We start from the raw sequence: 17107 nt of genomic DNA, 5'->3' as shown, positions 1-17107 counted from the left end.
GGCATAGGCCCAACAGGCCCCGCCCTCAGGGCAGTTGGGCTGCCAAAGCCGACAGGAGGGCGACCACGCCAGCAGGACCCGCGGTCACTACGTCCGCGCGGTCGGCGAGGTCCGCGACCTCGGGGCTCCCGCTGCACACCAGCAGCCCCCGCGCCTCCCCGTCCGACCGCAACTTGTCCACCGCCGTGAAGGCGGGCACGTCCCCGAGGTCGTCCCCGGCGTACAGGACGGACTCGGCGCCCACCTCACGTACGTAGTCGACGAGGGCGACCCCCTTGTCGACGCCGGGCGGCCGCAGTTCGAGGACGAGCCGCCCCGGCTCGACGATCAGCCCGTGCCGGGAGGCCAGCTCCCCCAACGGCCCCCGCAACGCGTCGAACGCGGCCTGCGGATCCAGGGCCCGCCGCGTGTGGACGGCGACAGCCCGCCCCTTCTCCTCGATCCAGGTCCCCCGCCATGCCCCGATCGCGTCCAGGAACCCGGGCAGTTCGGCCCGCACGGCGGCGACACCGGGATGCGGCTCGGCGGCCTGCACGGTCCCGGTGACGGCGTCCCACCGCTCGGCCCCGTAGTGCCCGAGCACGACGAGGTGTTCGAGCCCGGGGACCCCGGCGAACCCGCCGTAGCGGACGGCGACGCCCGCGGGCCGACCGGTGACGACGGCCACGGAACGCACCTTCGGGGCGAGCGCGGCCAGCGCGGGCACCGCGTCGGGATGGGCCCGCGCCCGCTCGGGGTCGGGCACGATCGGCGCCAGCGTGCCGTCGAAGTCGAGGGCGATCACGGCACGTTCGGGCCGGGCCAGAAGCGCGGCGAGGCCGTCCCGCCCGGCGGGAGTGAGCGGCTGCGGCAGGGAGTGCGTCGGGTCACCCATGGGCCAGACCTTAACGTCAACGCTCGGCGCGCCGCGCCTGTCGAACCCGTCGCAGTCGGTTCACGGTGACCGGATCGTGGGCGAGGGCCCGCTCGTCGTCGAGGAGGGCGTTCAGGATCTGGTAGTAGCGGACGGGGGCGAGCCCCAGCTCTTCCCGGACGGCCCGCTCCTTGGCGCCGGGCCCGGCCCAGTTGCGCCGCTCGAGGGCGAGCACGGCCTTGGCCCGGCCGGAGAGTTCGCCGGGGCCGGAGAGTTCGCCGGGGCCGGGGGTCTCGCCCGGCCCGGGAAGCTCACCCGGCCCGGGAGGCCCGCCGGGACCGGCCTGCGCGTCGTCCGTCATGACGCCCACGCTAACCCCGGCGCCCCCGCGTCACTGCGCGCTCTCCTCCGCGTCCGCCTTCGACTCGATCTGCCCGAGGATGGACTCGGGGCTGCCGTTCTTGTCGACGGTCTTGCCGATGTACTTCTTGATCTGCACGGAGACCTGCGCCCAGGACGTCTTGTCGACCGGGTACAGCTGCGAGGCGGGCAGCTCCTCCAGGAACTGGCCGAGCTTCGCGGAGTCCTGCTTGTCGTCCGTCATCTCCTGCGACGCCGACGTCGTGACGGGCAGCAGGTCGTACTCGCGCGAGAAGTCCAGGACGTTCTTCTTGCTGTAGACGAAGTTGAGGAACTCGCCGATCTCCTTGCGGTGGCCGTTCTGCTTGAAGGCCATCATCCAGTCGGCGACACCCATCGTGGACTGGGCCTTGCCGTTGACGCCGGGCATCGGCACCATGCCGTACTTCAGGCCCTTCTTCGAGGCCATCTGCATCAGTGTGGGGTGCCCGTTGAGCATGCCGACGTCGCCGCGCGTGAACGCGGCGAAGGCCTCGGCGCGGTCGAGCTCGCCGGGCGGGGTGGGGCCGGTGAGGCCCTTGCCGACCAGCTCGTTCTTCAGCCAGTCGAAGGTCTGTACGTTCTGCTTGGAGTCGATGTCGTACGAGCCGACGTTGTCGGTGTAGCCGCCGCCCCCGCTGAGCAGCCACTGCATCGTCTCGGCCTGCGCCTCCTCAGGGCCGAGCGGCAGCGCGTAGGGGATCTTCACGCCGCGCGCCTTCAGCTTCTGGGCGGCGGCCTGGAGTTCGGTCCAGCTCTGCGGCGGCTTGATCCCGGCGCTCTTGAACAGCTTCTCGTTGAAGAAGAGCAGGCGCGTGGACGCGGCGAACGGCATGCCGTACTGCACCCGGTTCACCTCGCCGGCCTTCGAGAGCGGGGCGAGGAAGTCGGCCTGGGTGGGGATGGAGAGCAGGTCGTCGGCGGAGTACAGCTTGTCCCGCGCGGCGTAGTCGGCGTACGCGCCGATCTGGGCGAGGTCGGGGGCGTTCCCGTCCTTCACCATCTCCTTGACCTCGCGGTCGACGTCCGTCCAGGAGTGCACGGTCACATCGACCTTGATGCCCGGGTGGTCGGCCTCGAACTTCTTCGTCAGTTCGCTCCAGTACTTCTTGGAGCTGTTGGCGGAGGAGTCGCCGTAGTCGGCGGCCACGAGCTTGAGGGTGACGTCGCCGGAGTCCCCGGAGTCGCCGCCGCAGCCGGCGAGCAGCGCCGTCATGCTCAGTGCGGCCACCGCCGCGGTCAGACCTGTCACGCGCCGCTGCACTGCTGTTTCCCACCCTCGTCGTACGTACAGAACCGCGAGTTTCCCCCGCGCCCGGATACAAGGTCTACACCACCCGAGTATCACTTCTGCAACGGCCTTGCCTTATTGCCCCACACCCACCCCCGCCTGCGGCATCATCCAGCCCGCCCCTCGCGGCACCACTCAGCCCGCCCCTCGCGGCACCATCCAGCCCGCCCCGGCGAAGTTTTCAGCCCGTCCGGCGCTTGAGGACGAGGCGCGAAGCGCCGATTCGACGGCGCACCGTCCCACCCGCACGGGACGACCAGGCCATCCCAGCCCGTCCGGCGCTTGAGGACGAGCGCGCAGCGCGACCGGCGGCGCCCCCGTCCCGCCCGCACGGGACGACCAGGCCATCCCAGCCCGTCCGGCGCTTGAGGACGAGCGCGCAGCGCGACCGGCGGCGCCCCCGTCCCACCGCAACGGGACACCCACCCCCGGGGTCCAGGGGCGCAGCCCCGGTTTCGGGAAAGGGGCGGGGCTGGGGCGCCCCCGCGAGGGCCGACCACAACGCAGGTGGACTAGACCTCTCGCGGGGTCACACGCGACACTGTCCCCGTGAGACATGTCATCGCCCTGGACGTGGGCGGCACAGGAATGAAGGCCGCCCTGGTAGGGGCGGACGGCACACTGCTGCACGAGGCCCGCCGCCCGACCGGCCGAGACCGCGGCCCCACCGCCGTGGTCGAGTCGATCGTCGAGTTCGCGGCCGACCTGAGGGCCCACGGAGTGGCGCACCTGGGCGAGCCTGCGGCAGCGGCAGGCGTGGCCGTACCGGGCATCGTGGACGCCGACCACGGCATCGCGGTCTACGCGGCCAACCTGGGCTGGTCCGACGTACCCCTGCGCGCCCTCCTGAGCACCCGCCTGGAAGGCATCCCCGTGGCGCTCGGCCACGACGTCCGCACGGGCGGCCTCGCCGAGGGCCGCCTGGGCGCGGGCAAGGGCGCCGACCGCTTCCTCTTCGTCCCCCTGGGCACCGGCATCGCGGGCGCGATCGGCATCGACGGCACCATCGAGCCCGGCGCCCACGGCTCCGCGGGCGAGATCGGCCACATCGTCGTACGCCCCGGCGGCCCCCCGTGCGGCTGCGGCCAGCGCGGCTGCCTGGAGCGCCTGGCGTCCGCCTCCGCGGTGAGCAAGGCCTGGGCGGAGGCCAGCGGCGACCCGACGGCGGACGCGGCGGACTGCGCGAAGGCGGTCCGCTCCGGCGACCCCCGCGCCCTCGCCGTCTGGCAGAACGCGGTCGACGCCCTCGCCGACGGCCTGCTCACGGCCCTCACCCTGCTGGACCCGCACACCCTGATCATCGGTGGCGGCCTGGCGGAGGCCGGGGAAACCTTGTTCACACCGCTGCGCGCGGCGGTCGCCGCCCGCGTGGTCCAGTTCCAGACGCTGCCGGAGATCGTCCCGGCGGCACTCGGCGACGCGGCGGGCTGCCTGGGCGCGGGCCTGCTCGCGTGGGACCTGCTCGACGCCACCGGGCAGGCCCCGGCGGCCCCCGCCACGCCCGACACCACCACCACGACCAACCCCGCGACCCCGACTCCCCGGAGGTAACCACCTGATGGCCACTAGCAAGGTTCTCGCCGGTGCTCAGGTGGTACTGCCCACCGGGACCGTGTCGAACGGCCGCGTGATCGTCTCGGACACCGGCCGCATCGCGGGGAGCGCTCCCGCGGACCCCGGCGCGATCGAGACGATCGACCTGACCGGCCACTGGCTGGTCCCCGGCTTCGTCGACATCCACAACCACGGCGGCGGCGGCGCGTCCTTCACCAGCGGCACCGCCGAGGACATCCTGCGCGGCGTCCAGACGCACCGCCTGCACGGCACCACCACCGTCGTGGCCTCGACGGTCACCGGCGAGATGGACGCCCTCGCGCAGCGCGCGGGCCTGCTCTCCGAGCTGGCCGAGCAAGGCGACATCGCGGGCGTCCACTTCGAGGGCCCGTTCATCTCGCCGTGCCGCAAGGGCGCCCACAGCGAGGCCCTGCTGCGCCACCCGGACCCGGCGGAGGTCCGCAAGCTCATCGACGCGGCCCGCGGCCAGGCCCGCATGGTCACCCTCGCCACGGAGCTGCCGGGCGGCATCGACTCCGTACGCCTGCTCGCCGAGCACGGCGTGATCGCGGCGATCGGCCACACCGACGCCACGTACGAGCAGACGAAGGCCGCCATCGACGCGGGCGCCACCGTCGCCACGCACCTGTACAACGCCATGCCCGGCCTCGGCCACCGCGCCCCCGGCCCCATCGCCGCCCTCCTGGAGGACGAGCGGATCACCGTCGAGCTGATCAACGACGGCACGCATCTGCACCCGGCCGCCTTCGGGCTTGCCTTCCACCACGCGGGCGCGGACCGCGTCGCCCTCATCACGGACGCCATGGACGCGGCGGGCTTCGGCGACGGCACCTACCTGCTCGGCCCGCTGGAGGTCGAGGTGAAGGAGGGCGTCGCACGGCTCACCGAGGGCGGCTCCATCGCCGGCTCGACGCTGACCATGGACCGTGCGTTCAAGCGGTCGGTGACCGTCGACAAGCTGCCCGTCGAGGACGTCGTCGCGGCGGTCTCCGCGAACCCCGCCAAGCTCCTCGGCATGTACGACCGCGTCGGCTCGCTCGAACCCGGCAAGGACGCCGACGTCGTCGTCCTGGACGCGGAGTTCACGCTGAAGGGCGTGCTGCGCAAGGGCGAGTGGGTCATCGAGCCCTAATTCACCCCATAGCAGCGGCGGTTGGTCCAAGCCCTGGGCCAACCGCCTTCTTTTTGGCATGATCAGGGCCCGAAAGCCGCACGCGCACGCAGCACGCGGATCCGTGGTCCCGGGGGTGAAGCAGTGATCGTCACGGTCACGCTGAACGCCGCCCTGGACATCACGTACAAAGTGCCCTCCCTCACCCCGCACACCTCGCACCGCGTCACCGAAGTGACCGAACGCGCGGGCGGCAAGGGCCTGAACGTCGCCCGTGTGCTCGCCGCCCTCGGCCACGACGTGACGGTGACCGGCTTCGCGGGCGGCGACACCGGCCGCACCCTGCGCGACCATCTCGCCGGCGTGCCCGGCGTCCGGGACGGCCTGCGCCCCGTCGCGGGCGCCACCCGCCGCACCCTGGCCGTCGTGGACGCCCGCACCGGCGACACCACGCAGCTCAACGAGCCGGGCCCGACCGTCTCGCCCACCGAGTGGGCCGGATTCCTCAGCTCCTACGAGGAGTTGCTGACCGGCGACGACGTGACGGCCGTGGCCCTGTGCGGCAGCCTCCCGCCCGGCGTGCCGGTGGGCGCGTACGCCCTCCTGATACGCGCCGCGCGCGCCGCCTCCGTACCCGTACTCCTCGACACCAGCGGCGAACCACTGCGCCGCGGCGTCGCCGCCCGCCCCGACATCGTCAAGCCCAACGCCGACGAACTCGCCGAACTCACCGGCGCCCACGAGCCGTCCCAGGCCACCCGCGACGCCCGCCGCCGCGGCGCCCACGCCGTCGTGGCCTCCCTCGGCCCCGACGGCCTCCTCGCCCTCACCCCCGACGGCACCTGGCGCGCCAAGCCCCCGACCCCGGTCCGCGGCAACCCCACCGGCGCGGGCGACTCCGCCGTCGCGGGCCTCCTCTCCGGCCTGGTCCGCCATCTCCCCTGGCCGGACCGCCTGTCCCGAGCGGTGGCCCTGTCGGCGGCGACGGTAGCGGCCCCCGTGGCAGGCGAGTTCGACGCGGCGGTCTACGAGGAAGTCCTACCGAAGGTCGCGGTGACAGGAAAACCACCCGCGGCGTAACCAACCAACGAGTGGCGCGGTCCCCTTTGATCCCGCCCCGGCGAATTTCTCAGCCCGTCTCGCAGGGACTTTCCGGCCTGCCCGGCGAATCCTCAGCCCGTCCGGCGTTCGAGGACGAGGCGCGAAGCGCCGATTCGACGGCGCCCCGTCCCACCCGAAGGTGACTCCCACCCTTGGGGTCCAGGGGCGCAGCCCCGGTCTCGGGAAGGGGCGGGATCGGGGAACACCTCACTCCTTGACGTGCCCAGCCTTCAACCAGACCCGATCAAGCACGGCGTCACACTTGTCCCCCGCCTGGCAGGACACGGTGACCGTGTTGGTGCCCTTGTTGAGCTGGACGAAGGCAAAGGTCTTCGTCCACCCCTTGTCCCACGCCCCCTCCTTGGCCCCGGTGAAGTTGTCCATGTTCAACTTCCGCCCGGAGGCGGTCCCGTTGATCCCGAGCGTGGTCTCGGCGGCCTTGCCCGGAACGGAGTACCCCACGAAGACGGTGTAGGCCCCGCTCTTGGGAATCCCGTCGACGGTCCACGTGACCTGCGCACCGGGCTTGTTGAGCCCGGCGACGTACACGCCACCCGCGGACTGCGCCCCCTTGATGTCGGAGGCGGTGGTGGTGCCGCCCTCCAGCTTGAGGGCCTTGGCGTCGGACTCGGGCAGCTCGGCGTCGTCCTTGTCGTCGTCCTTGGACGCGGAGGGGCTCGGCTCGTCGGTCTCGGACTGGCTGACCTTCGACCCCGGCTTCTTCGCGTCGTCCTCGCCGCCGTCGTCACCCCCGCCGAAGACCATCGCGGCGCCGATGCCGACGGCCACGACGGCCACGACGGCGATGGCGCCGATCAGCAGCCCCTTGGTGTTGGGCCCGCGGCCACGGCCACCGCCACCGGCGGGTGCGTACGAGCCCGGCGCTCCGGGCCCGCCGGCCTGCCGCATGGGCGCGGTGACGCCGGGCTGCGCCTCGGGCGCCGCGTAGTGGGCGTTGGGCTGCCCGTAGGCCTGCTGCGGGGCCTGCTGGCCGTACGCGGGCTGCTGACCGTACGCCGGGGCCTGACCGTGGGCGGGAGGCTGGCCCTGGGCCTGCTGCCCGTACTGGCGCTCTCCGACCGCGCGTACGTGGTTGTACGAGGACCGCGGCCCCGGGTAGCCGTACCCGCCGCCCGAGGGCGGTGTCGCACCGGCCGCCTGGCCGTCCGCGTACAGGTAGCCGAACGGGTCGTCATCGCCCTCTGGCGCGCGCGGCGTGTGCTCGCCGTTATTGCCGGGCGTCATTCGCAGGTCACTCCCTCGCATCGCGGATGCGGGCGAGCCTACCCGTTCCGGGTGACCGCCCGAGTTGACGTTGACTTCTTCCCGGACACGGGCGGGGACATCGGCCGGAACACCTGCGGTCGCGCCCGCCGGGGCGGCCGCGCCGGGGCGCTCCGCGCTCCGCATCCGTTACCGCGTACGGGAGTTCACACCCCTACCGCGCGCACGGCGCACAGGCGGTGCGCTTGCGTGTGCGCACGCTCATCCGGCCCGCCGGTGCTGCTTGGCCCGCGACCTTTTCTCCACATACATCCGTTGGTCGGCGGAGTGCAGCACTTCGTCCGCCGACATCCCGCAATGTGCCCATCCGATGCCGAAGCTGGCGCCGACGCGCACCGCGCGCCCATCCACCCTGATCGGCGGGATGATCGCGTTCCGCAGCCGCACCGCGAGGTCCTGCGCGTCGGCCCGGCCGAGCCCGTCGGCGAGCACCACGAACTCGTCGCCGCCGAGCCGCGCCACCGTGTCCCCGTCCCGGACGCCGCTGGTCAGACGGCGGGCGACCTCGATCAGGACGGCGTCACCGGTGTGGTGCCCGAAGCGGTCGTTGATCGACTTGAAGCCGTCGAGGTCGCAGAAGAGGACGGCGAGGCCCTTGGTGCCGTCGTCAGGGGCGGCTTCATCGGGCGGGGCAACTGTATGGACGTGGTGGTCAAAGCCGTCGCCGTGCGCCCCCGCGTGCGCGCCCCCGGAGGGCCCGTGCCCGTGCCCGATGGCGTGCCCCGACGCGTACAGCCCGCTGTTGTCGTACGCCGCGTCCAGCGAGTCCACCGTGGACGGCTGACCCGCGTGCGGCCTGCGACAGAGCCGGGAGCTGAGGCGGGCACGCAGTTCGGCGGAGTTCGGCAGGCCGGTCAGGGAGTCGTGCGAGGCGCGGTGCGCGAGCTGCAGCTCACGGCGCTTGCGCTCCTCGATGTCCTCGACGTGGGTGAGCAGGAACCGGGGCCCGTCCGCGGCGTCCGCGACCACCGAGTTCCGCAGCGACACCCACACATACGTCCCGTCACGCCGCGCGAACCGCAGCTCGGCCCGCCCGCCCTCGGCCGATGTGCGCAGCAGCGTCCCGATGTCCTCGGGGTGCACCAGGTCGGAGAAGGAGTAGCGGCGCATCGCGGACGCGGGACGGCCGAGCAGCCGGCACAGCGCGTCGTTCGTGCGCAGGATCCGCCCGTGCTGGTCACCGCCCATCTCGGCGATGGCCATGCCGCTGGGCGCGTACTCGAAGGCCTGCCGGAAGCTCTCCTCGCTGGCGCGCAGCGCCTGCTGCTCGCGCTCAAGGCGGACCAGGGCGCGCTGCATGTTGGCGCGCAGCCGGGCGTTGCTGATGGCGATGGCGGCCTGGAAGGCGTACATCTGGAGCGCCTCGCGCCCCCACGCGCCCGGGCGCCGTCCGTTGCGCGGCCGGTCCACGGAGATCACGCCGATCAGCTCGCCGCCGGACGATCCGGTCGCGTACATCGGCGCGAAGAGCCGGTCCGAGGGGTGCCACTCGTCCTCGAAGCGCGGCTCGGGGCCTTCGGTGTACCACTGCGGCACATCGTCCTCGTCGAGGACCCAGCCCTCCGTGTACGGGATGAAGCGCAGCGCCCCCCAGGCCTCGCCCATGGCCAGGCGGCGCTCCCAGGACTCCCGGGAGCCGACGCGGCCGGTGATCAGGGCCTCGGCGGCCGGGTTGCCCGCGAACGCGGCGACGACGAGATCGCCGTCCGGGCGTACGAGATTGACGCACGCCAGCTCATAGCCAAGGCCGTTGACCACGCCGTCGGCGACGGTCTGCAGCGTGTCCGCGAGGCTGCGGGCCGTGTTGAGGTCCGCAACCACCTGATGCAGCTGCCGCAGGGTCGCAAGACGGACGTACGGCTCCGACTCGGTCTCCATGCTCGCTCTCCCCGAGACCTCGACAGCAACTCCAGGATCCGCAGCGTCCTCAGTGTCCGTAACTCTGAAACTCTGAATCTCTAGCTCTGACTCTGAAACTCTGAATCTCTAGCTCTGGCTCGCTGACTCTCCGCCGTGCGTTCCTTCGCGCCCCGTCGCGCTGTGGCGCCCCAGCGTCTGTGCCTTTACGTGCCTGTTCCGTGTCTGTCCGATTGCCACCGTCACTGAATCACAGCGAGCTGCCCACTCGGTACACAGGGTCAACAAAATATGGGCCCTGTGACTCAAGTCACAGGTGGGAGGTCCGATTTGAGCCCTGGAGTTGAGCCAAATTTGAGCTATGCGGAGGGTGGTGCACAAGCCTTGGCCAGGGGGCCACGGGACTGCACCACCGGGGTCCCCTCTCGTGCGCGTCGAGGTTCGGCGTCCGCTCTGGCGCCGGAGTCTGGCACCGGGATCTGGCGCCGGGGCCTGGCGCCGGGATCTGGCGCCGGAGTCCCGCCTCGGAGTCCCGCGAACCTTACGCCCCTGCGGAGTCCGCCGTCCCCGGAAGTCCTAGGTCTCGCCCTAGGACCATCCTCGGCCCGGGGTCCGATGCGGAAAGCCCGAATCCACGACTAGCGTCAACAACGTGGCTGCCGATCTGACCTTCACGACCCAGACCCCGACCCGGGCCCCGTCCACCCCTCATCCTGTGGGGGTGAGCAACGACGAGTTCCGCGCCGCCATGTCCCGCCTGGCCGCGGGCGTGGTCCTGGTGACGGCCCAAGAGCCCCCGCTGGACCCGGACGACCCGACGGCCCCGGGCGGCGAGGAGGTCGGCATGACGGCAACGGCCTTCCTCTCCGTGTCCCTGGACCCGCCTCTGGTCATGGTCAGCCTGCGCGAGGGCTCCCGCATGGACGACCTGCTCGCGGAGCAGCCGCTGTGGGCGGTGTCGGTCCTGACCGAGAGCCAACGGCACATCGCGGGCCGCTTCGCCATGAAGGGCCGCATCAGCGACCGGCTCCTCTTCGAGGACATTCCCTACGTACGCGGCGACATCACCGGCGCCCCCCTGGTCGGCGGCGCCCTCGCGACCCTTGAGTGCCGCACGGAACAGACCGTGACGGCGGGCGATCACACACTGGTCATCGGCCGCGTACTGACGGCGGAGCTGCCGAGCGCGGACGGGGGCCCACTCCTGTACTTCAAGGGCCGCTACCGCCAGCTGGGCTAGCCGCCGGGGCTATCCCCAGCCCTTCCCCGACCGTCCCTGCTTCGTCTCCCCGCGCCGCTTCTTCTCCCGCAGCCGCCGCTCGTTGATCCCGCGCGGGATGCGCGTGGCACGGCGCGGCTTGGGCGGCGGAGCGGTGGCCTCCGCGAGCAGGGAGGCGAGGCGGGTGGCCGCCATCTCCCTGTTCCGCCACTGCGACCGGTGCTCACTCGCCCGTACGCTGATGACGCCGTCCACGAGCCGCGACTCGAGCCGCTCCAGCGCCCGCTGCTTCCACACCTCGGGCAGCGCCTCCGTGCGCGCGAGGTCGAAGCGCAGCTCGACCTGCGAGTCACTGGTGTTGACGTGCTGCCCGCCGGGCCCCGACGACCGCGAGAAACGCCACATCAGCTCGGCCTCGGGCAGCGAGACGGAGCCACGGATGACATAAGCGCGGAGACCGGACATGTGCTCCATCGTCCCGCGTACGAACACCCCACGTCACCCGTTTTTCCCGCCCACACCCCGCCCCCCCCGAAGACCACATCAAGGTCCCCATCCAGATCCCCGCCTAGATCCCCGCCTAGATCCCCATCAAGGACGGAGCGGGGCCCGCATCGAACGAGTAAAGAAAGTAAAGACAGTCCTCGGCATATGGAACCTTCGATACCCCCCTCGGCGTTCATAGGGGTGTCGGTAGCTTCGTCCCAGCACGAAGCCCGCAAAGTACGCACGTACTACACGGTTGTACTCACGCAACTAGGAAGGGACTCCCAACAATGGCTGTAAGCCTGTCCAAGGGCGGCAACGTCTCGCTCACCAAGGAGGCACCTGGCCTGACCGCCGTCACGGTCGGCCTCGGCTGGGACGTCCGCACCACCACGGGCACCGACTTCGACCTGGACGCCTCCGCCATCGCGGTGAACCCCCAGGGCAAGGTCTACTCCGACGCCCACTTCGTCTTCTTCAACAACAAGGCGACCCCGGACCAGACCATCGTCCACACCGGCGACAACGTCACCGGCCAGGGCGAAGGCGACGACGAGCAGATCAACGTCAACCTCGCGGGCCTCCCCGCCGACGTCGAGAAGATCGTCTTCCCGGTCTCGATCTACGACGCCGAGAACCGCTCGCAGAACTTCGGCCAGGTCCGCAACGCGTTCATCCGCATCGTGAACCAGGCCGGCGGCACCGAGATCGCCCGCTACGACCTCTCCGAGGACGCCGCCACCGAGACCGCCATGGTCTTCGGCGAGCTGTACCGCAGCGGCGCCGAGTGGAAGTTCCGCGCCGTCGGCCAGGGCTACGCCTCCGGCCTCGTCGGCATCGCGCAGGACTTCGGCGTCAACGTCTGAGGTTCCACCGCCTAGCGGACCAGCACCAAGCAAGGGCCCCGACCCCACCAGGTCGGGGCCCTTCGCCATGCCCCCCGCCTCACCTCTCTCCCACACACCGACTGGCACTAGCCCCTCCTCCCAACTATTCTCAATTCCCAACTAGTCGAGAAGGCGTGACCGAGAGGGGGAGGACCCCGCCATGCCAGAAGCACCGCGCGCAACCATCGCGGGCGCGAGCACGGGCTCGGGCACCGGCACCGGCACCGGCACCGGCACCGGCACCGGCACCCCAGGGTCCGAGACCGTGAGGACCGGCACCGCAGGGCCCGACGCCGCGCGCACCAGCGCCGTCAACACCGCCTGGACCCGGGCTGCCCTGCCCCTCTGCCTCCTGGCCATCCTCGACACCGAGAAGCAGAGCTACGGCTACGCCCTCCTCAACCACCTCGCCACCGCAGGCATCCACGGCGTCAAGGCCGCCACCCTCTACCCGGCCCTCACCCGTCTCGAAGAGGACGGCTCCGTCGAGATCGAGTGGGGCGCCGGCGAGGGCGGCCCCGGCCGCAAGTACTACCGCATCACGGACGCGGGCCGAGCCCGCCTGCACCACGACCGCACCGCCTGGGCCTCCTTCACCCACTCTGTCGCCACCCTTACCGGAACCGACGCACCCACCTCGCCCAGTGCGCCCGGTGCAGCCAGCTCACCCGGCGCACCCGATACATCCGGTGCACCCGGCACATCCGGTGACCCCGGCACGGCACGGCCCACATCTCACGCAGCGGAACCGGGGGAACCGACATGACCAAGGACCGCCAGCCGCAACTCACTTGGGAGCGCAAGGAAGACGAGGCCTGGGCCGCCTCCGTCGAGCTCCGCCTCGTCCTCGACCACGACGCCCCCTCCGGCCTCGCCGACAACGTCCTCGCCGAGGCGCACCAACTCGTCCACGAGGAAGGCCGCACCGCCCTCGACCTCCTCGGCGACGCCGACGCCTACGCCCAGTCCGTCTCCGACGAACGCATCCCCGAAGAACACCGCGCCCGCATCGACGCCCACGGCCTCACCCCCGGCGAACGCGTCTCCAGTTCCTTCGTCACCCTCGGCATCGGCGGACTCCTCTTCTGCGGCTTCGAATGGTTCCGCGACGGCCTCTGGGTCGGCATCGGCTGGCCCTCCTTCACCATCACCGCAGCAGTCGTCCTCGGTTCCACGCTGGCCTCCGCGGCCCTCGCCGCCCGCATCGCCGGCCGGGTACGCGGCGCCTGGTACTTCGCAGCCGCCGCTGCCGGAGCCGTCTGCGCGCTGGTCGGCGCCACGCCCTTCGTCCCCACGGGCCAACTCTTCGCCGTACCCGCACCCGTACTGATGCTCGCCTGCCTCGCCCTCATCACCGCGGCCGCGAAGTTCCCCGACAGCGCCATCGACCGCTGGTTCGCCCCTGCCCCTTGCAGCGATGACGACGCCTGGTTGGCCCGCCTCGACGGCCTCCTGCGCGGCCGCCACGCCATGTCGTCCACCCAGGCCCGCGACCACATACGCGAGGCCCGCCACCACCTCGCCTCCACTCCCGGCACCGAGCCCGCCGCCGACGTCTTCGGCGACGTCGAGGTCTATGCCCTCCGCCTCTCCGAAGGCCCCCGCCGCAACCAGCGCCTCGCCCGGCGCCAGTTCTACGGTTCCTGCTTCCTCACCGTCTGCCTCACCATCCTGCTCATCGACAACCTGACCGACCCCGACGCCTCCCCCTTCTGGCTCGCCGCCAACACGGGCGCCCTCGGCGCGATCCTCTGGTCCCTCCTCAGCGAATGGCGCCGCTCCACCAAACGCGCCACCCCCACCACCCCGGACCCCGGCAACTCCCCGTCCCCGGACGCCCGGTCCTAGCCCGGCCCTCAGCTCCCCTTACTGGCCCCAGCCCTCGACTCCCTGTCTAGCCCTGGCGCTCGACTCCCTGTCTAGCCTCGGCCCTCGACGCATCGCCCCGGACGCGGCCGTCCCCTCGCTCCCCGTGACCCCGCCGTCCCTGGCTGCCACCCCGCCCCTTACCGGGCGGCTAGCCTGCGCCGCATGATCCTCGAACCGCTCACCTCCGCCGCCGACGGCACCTCCCCCGGCGACCTGCCCGGCCCTCTCCTCACAGAACTCACCGCCCTCTACGCCTCCAACCACGAGTTCTTCGCACTCAGCGGAGACTTCCCGGACGCGCACCACATCAGCACCGAACAGGTCGCCACCGCACTCGCCGACGAACTCTCCCAACCCGGCGCCGAAGTGCTCCTCGGCCGTTCCGAGGGCCGGCTCATCGGCGTCGTCGTCACCCTCGACCACCACCCCGACCCGGCCGATCCCGACCCCTGGATCGGCCTCCTCCTGGTGGACGCCCGAGTCCAACGCAACGGCCTTGGCCGCCGGTTGGCCACCACCACCGAGGACCACTTCCGCACCGCGGGTCGTACGGCCGTACGCCTCGCCGTCCTCGACAACAACCCGAAGGCCCTCGCCTTCTGGACCGCCCTCGGCTACGAACTCCTCGACCACCGCGAGGACACCCAACTCGGCCGCCCCTGCGCCGTATTGCGCAAGCCGCTGTAAGCGCGTGACGCAGGGCGACTCAAGTGATCGCGCTCCATAGCCCTATGCCGTATGGGCCTATGCCCATGGGCCGGTGCCTTGCGGATCGACCCCCTGTGAACCGGCGCACTGTGAACCGGCGCCCGATGGGCCTAAGGGTTGTCCGGCTTCCCGTCCCCGTAGAGCCAGTCCGCCCACACCTTCTTCAGTTCCTCACGCGCTTCATCGTCCCCCGCGTGCTTCTCGACGTAGGTCGTGAAGTCCTTGGTGTTCGCGTTCGCATGGCGGTAGGTCTTCGCCCAGCCCTGGATGATGTCGTAGAACGTATCGTCGCCGACCGTCTCGCGAATCTTGTGGATCACCATCGCTCCCCGGTCGTACACCGGTTCATCCGAGATGCTCGCGGCGTCCGGCTGCCTCGCCGGCGGGAAGTCCCAGAGGGCTTCGTCGTCCCCTTGCTCATACAGCGCGTCGAAGGTGTCCTGCGCGCTGTCCTCTCCATTGTCCTCCTCCCACAACCACTCCGCGTAGCTGGCGAGGCCTTCGTTCAGCCACATGTCCTGCCATGTCTTCGGCGTGACCGAGTTGCCGAACCACTGGTGGGCCAGTTCGTGGACAAGCGTCGACGTGTTGACCTCGGATACGGGGAACACCGGCTTGGTCTGGGTCTCCAGGGCATAGTCCAGGTTCACCCGGTCGTCGACGATCGCTCCGGTCGAGGAGAAGGAGTAGGTGCCGAAGTTCAGCTCCGCCCAGTCCATGATCTCGGGGATCTTCGAGAGGACCTTCTTGGTCTTCTTGTACTTGTCGTCCGGGAGTGTCCGGTCGATCGCCGTGAACACCGGGATGCCGGAGTTCGACTTGGTCGTCATCGACTTCTCGGTGTCGTACTTACCGATCGCCACAGTCGCCAGGTAGGTCGCCATGGGCTCGGCGTTGTGCCAGGCGAACGTGGTGCGGCCGTTTGTCGTGGTCTCGTGCGTCAACTCGCCGTTGGAGATCGCCTTCAGCCCCTTGGGCACGGTGATCTTTATGTCGTATGCGGCCTTGTCGCTCGGGTGGTTGTTGCTCGGGAACCACGCCATCGAACCGGCGGGCTCGCCGACCGCGAGCGCACTCTCCTCCCCCTTCAGCCAGCCCTCCTTGGATTCGTCTGCATCGGTGACCGTCTGCGGCGTCCCGGAGTAGCGAACGGTCGCGCGGAACGTCTCGCCCCGATCAAGGTCGTCGCGCGGGCGCACGGTCAGCTCGTCACCGGCGCGGTTGAAGCGGGCTTCCTTGCCCTCGACGGTGACCTCCTTGACGTCCAGGCCCTTGAGGTCGAGGTTGAAGGCGCTGAGCTTCTTGGTTGCACGGGCTGTGATTTCCGCTGTGCCGGTGAGGTGGCGGTTCTCCGGGTCGTAGCCGAGGGTCAGGCCGTAGTGCGCCACGTCGTATCCCCCGTTGCCGAGCTTGGGGAAGAACGGGTCGCGCACACCCGCGGCGCCGGGAGTTCCGTCGATCCCGCTGCCGGAGCAGGCGGTGAGGGCGGTCAGCGTCAGGGCGGCCAGGGCTGCGGGGGCGATACGGCGGGCGCGGGGCCCCTTGGTCAGGGGGGCGGTGACTCGGTAGTTCACCTCGGTGATCCTATGGCCACCGCCCCGCGAGACCTCATGCCAGGGGCGTCAGCTGAGCGGCGTCCGCTCGGACTGGAGCAGTCAGCGGTTGAGCGCAGCCACTCCCGCCTTCGCGAACTTCTCGTCCAGATCACCGCTGGGCGCACCCGCCACGCCTATGCCCGCGACCGGGGCGCCCTTGGCGGTGACCGGAGCGCCGCCCGCGAGGAAGAGCGTGCCGGGGATGTCCTTCAGGTTCGGCGTCTGCGAGAGGCGCTTGGCGAGCTCGGAGGTGGGGGCGTTCCACGACACGGCCGTGTAGGCCTTGCGCTCGGCGGACTCATACGACTGCGGCCCGGCGCCGTCGCCGCGCAGCGTGACGATGGTGTTGCCGTTGCGGTCGACCACGGCGACCGTCACGCGCTGGTTCTCCTTCTTCGCGGCGTCCAGGGCGGCCTCCGCGGCCTTGGTCGCGGCGGCCACGTTGAGGTGCGTGGAGCTGGTGAGGTAGCGGTTGCCGGCGTCGGCGGTCACGGCGGCCTGGGCGGCGGCGTCCGGCGTACCGGCCGTGGCCGAGACCGTGCCGAACGTCGCGGCGGCGACCGTGGCCAGCGCCGCGGCAGTGGTGAGGATTCGCGTGCGCGGGGAGAACTGCTTCATCGACTTCATGTCCGTTGACTCCTGTGCGAATGAGGGCTGTTGAGAGTGGGCGGCGAGTCGATCCCCGCCTCGCAATCCATCGTCCGGCCGCGGACAGCCTCTCCTCGTCGGCACTACGGCTGCCTGCCGCGCACGATTCGGCTGACGGCCATGTCAACCGATCGGTTGATCCGGCCGCTCGGCGCCACAAGCCAGAATGGGGATGTCTTCCCAGTTCAGGCGCGTGCGATCAGGCGCGTGCGGCCCGTCGCGTC

The 17107-nt window shown here is 71.1% G+C and carries 16 protein-coding genes; 8 read left to right on the top strand and 8 right to left on the bottom strand.

The genetic code is table 11. From position 1 onward, the window contains the following. Positions 1–25: 25 nt before the first annotated feature. From otsB to ACZ6BG_RS22870, 3 genes are read right to left on the bottom strand one after another with little or no spacing between them, the layout of a single operon-like run. The gene (otsB, locus tag ACZ6BG_RS22880; protein ID WP_469004285.1) at positions 26–874 is read right to left on the bottom strand and encodes a trehalose-phosphatase; all 849 of its coding nucleotides are present in this window, start codon (positions 872–874) and stop codon (positions 26–28) included. A 16-nt stretch (positions 875–890) separates the two neighbouring features. Next, the gene (locus ACZ6BG_RS22875) at positions 891–1214 is read right to left on the bottom strand and encodes a DUF3263 domain-containing protein (RefSeq protein ID WP_469004283.1); all 324 of its coding nucleotides are present in this window, start codon (positions 1212–1214) and stop codon (positions 891–893) included. A 30-nt stretch (positions 1215–1244) separates the two neighbouring features. Further along, positions 1245–2516: an extracellular solute-binding protein gene (locus ACZ6BG_RS22870; protein ID WP_469004281.1), complete on the bottom strand. Its 1272-nt coding sequence runs from the start codon at positions 2514–2516 to the stop codon at positions 1245–1247. A 576-nt stretch (positions 2517–3092) separates the two neighbouring features. Here ACZ6BG_RS22870 and ACZ6BG_RS22865 point away from each other — a divergent pair. From ACZ6BG_RS22865 to ACZ6BG_RS22855, 3 genes are all read left to right on the top strand, one after another. Continuing rightward, entirely contained in the window at positions 3093–4094 is a 1002-nt protein-coding gene (locus ACZ6BG_RS22865; protein ID WP_469004279.1) for an ROK family protein, read from the top strand. Positions 4095–4101: 7 nt separating this feature from the next. Beyond that, a complete protein-coding gene (gene nagA, locus ACZ6BG_RS22860) occupies positions 4102–5250 on the top strand; it encodes an N-acetylglucosamine-6-phosphate deacetylase (protein WP_469004277.1) in 1149 nt (382 codons plus the stop codon). A gap of 123 nt (positions 5251–5373) precedes the next feature. Beyond that, a complete protein-coding gene (locus tag ACZ6BG_RS22855) occupies positions 5374–6309 on the top strand; it encodes a 1-phosphofructokinase family hexose kinase (protein WP_469004275.1) in 936 nt (311 codons plus the stop codon). 228 nt (positions 6310–6537) lie between these two features. Here the strand turns inward: ACZ6BG_RS22855 and ACZ6BG_RS22850 are convergent, their stop codons facing one another. Next, positions 6538–7575 (bottom strand): carbohydrate-binding protein, encoded by a 1038-nt coding sequence (locus tag ACZ6BG_RS22850; RefSeq protein ID WP_469004273.1) that lies wholly within the window; start codon positions 7573–7575, stop codon positions 6538–6540. 240 nt (positions 7576–7815) lie between these two features. Next, positions 7816–9492 carry a diguanylate cyclase CdgB gene (gene cdgB, locus ACZ6BG_RS22845; RefSeq protein WP_469004271.1) on the bottom strand — a complete coding sequence of 559 codons (1677 nt, stop codon included), beginning with the start codon at positions 9490–9492 and terminating at the stop codon, positions 7816–7818. A gap of 700 nt (positions 9493–10192) precedes the next feature. Here cdgB and ACZ6BG_RS22840 point away from each other — a divergent pair. Beyond that, entirely contained in the window at positions 10193–10711 is a 519-nt protein-coding gene (locus ACZ6BG_RS22840) for a flavin reductase family protein (RefSeq protein ID WP_469004269.1), read from the top strand. Between the two features lie 9 nt (positions 10712–10720). On the opposite strand, the gene arfB is transcribed toward ACZ6BG_RS22840, so the two are convergent. Continuing rightward, positions 10721–11164, bottom strand: a complete 444-nt coding sequence (arfB, locus tag ACZ6BG_RS22835) for an alternative ribosome rescue aminoacyl-tRNA hydrolase ArfB (protein ID WP_469005216.1) — start codon at positions 11162–11164, stop codon at positions 10721–10723. Between the two features lie 302 nt (positions 11165–11466). Between arfB and ACZ6BG_RS22830 the strand changes: the two genes are divergently transcribed. From ACZ6BG_RS22830 to ACZ6BG_RS22815, 4 genes are all read left to right on the top strand, one after another. After that, a complete protein-coding gene (locus tag ACZ6BG_RS22830; RefSeq protein ID WP_030363500.1) occupies positions 11467–12042 on the top strand; it encodes a TerD family protein in 576 nt (191 codons plus the stop codon). A gap of 181 nt (positions 12043–12223) precedes the next feature. Next, positions 12224–12829 (top strand): PadR family transcriptional regulator, encoded by a 606-nt coding sequence (locus tag ACZ6BG_RS22825; RefSeq protein ID WP_469004265.1) that lies wholly within the window; start codon positions 12224–12226, stop codon positions 12827–12829. After that, positions 12826–13911, top strand: a complete 1086-nt coding sequence (locus ACZ6BG_RS22820) for a hypothetical protein (protein WP_469004263.1) — start codon at positions 12826–12828, stop codon at positions 13909–13911. The genes ACZ6BG_RS22825 and ACZ6BG_RS22820 overlap by 4 nt, the downstream gene beginning before the upstream one ends. A gap of 183 nt (positions 13912–14094) precedes the next feature. After that, positions 14095–14619 carry a GNAT family N-acetyltransferase gene (locus ACZ6BG_RS22815; RefSeq protein ID WP_469004261.1) on the top strand — a complete coding sequence of 175 codons (525 nt, stop codon included), beginning with the start codon at positions 14095–14097 and terminating at the stop codon, positions 14617–14619. 131 nt (positions 14620–14750) lie between these two features. Here the strand turns inward: ACZ6BG_RS22815 and ACZ6BG_RS22810 are convergent, their stop codons facing one another. Continuing rightward, entirely contained in the window at positions 14751–16214 is a 1464-nt protein-coding gene (locus ACZ6BG_RS22810) for a M1 family metallopeptidase (protein ID WP_469004259.1), read from the bottom strand. An 81-nt stretch (positions 16215–16295) separates the two neighbouring features. Beyond that, positions 16296–16853 (bottom strand): GlcG/HbpS family heme-binding protein, encoded by a 558-nt coding sequence (locus tag ACZ6BG_RS22805; RefSeq protein WP_469005214.1) that lies wholly within the window; start codon positions 16851–16853, stop codon positions 16296–16298. Positions 16854–17107: the final 254 nt, after the last annotated feature.

Source organism: Streptomyces sp. NPDC041205, assembly GCF_055591765.1.
Note: the sequence above shows the minus strand (reverse complement) of the source record. Positions and strands in the feature narration are given on the sequence as shown.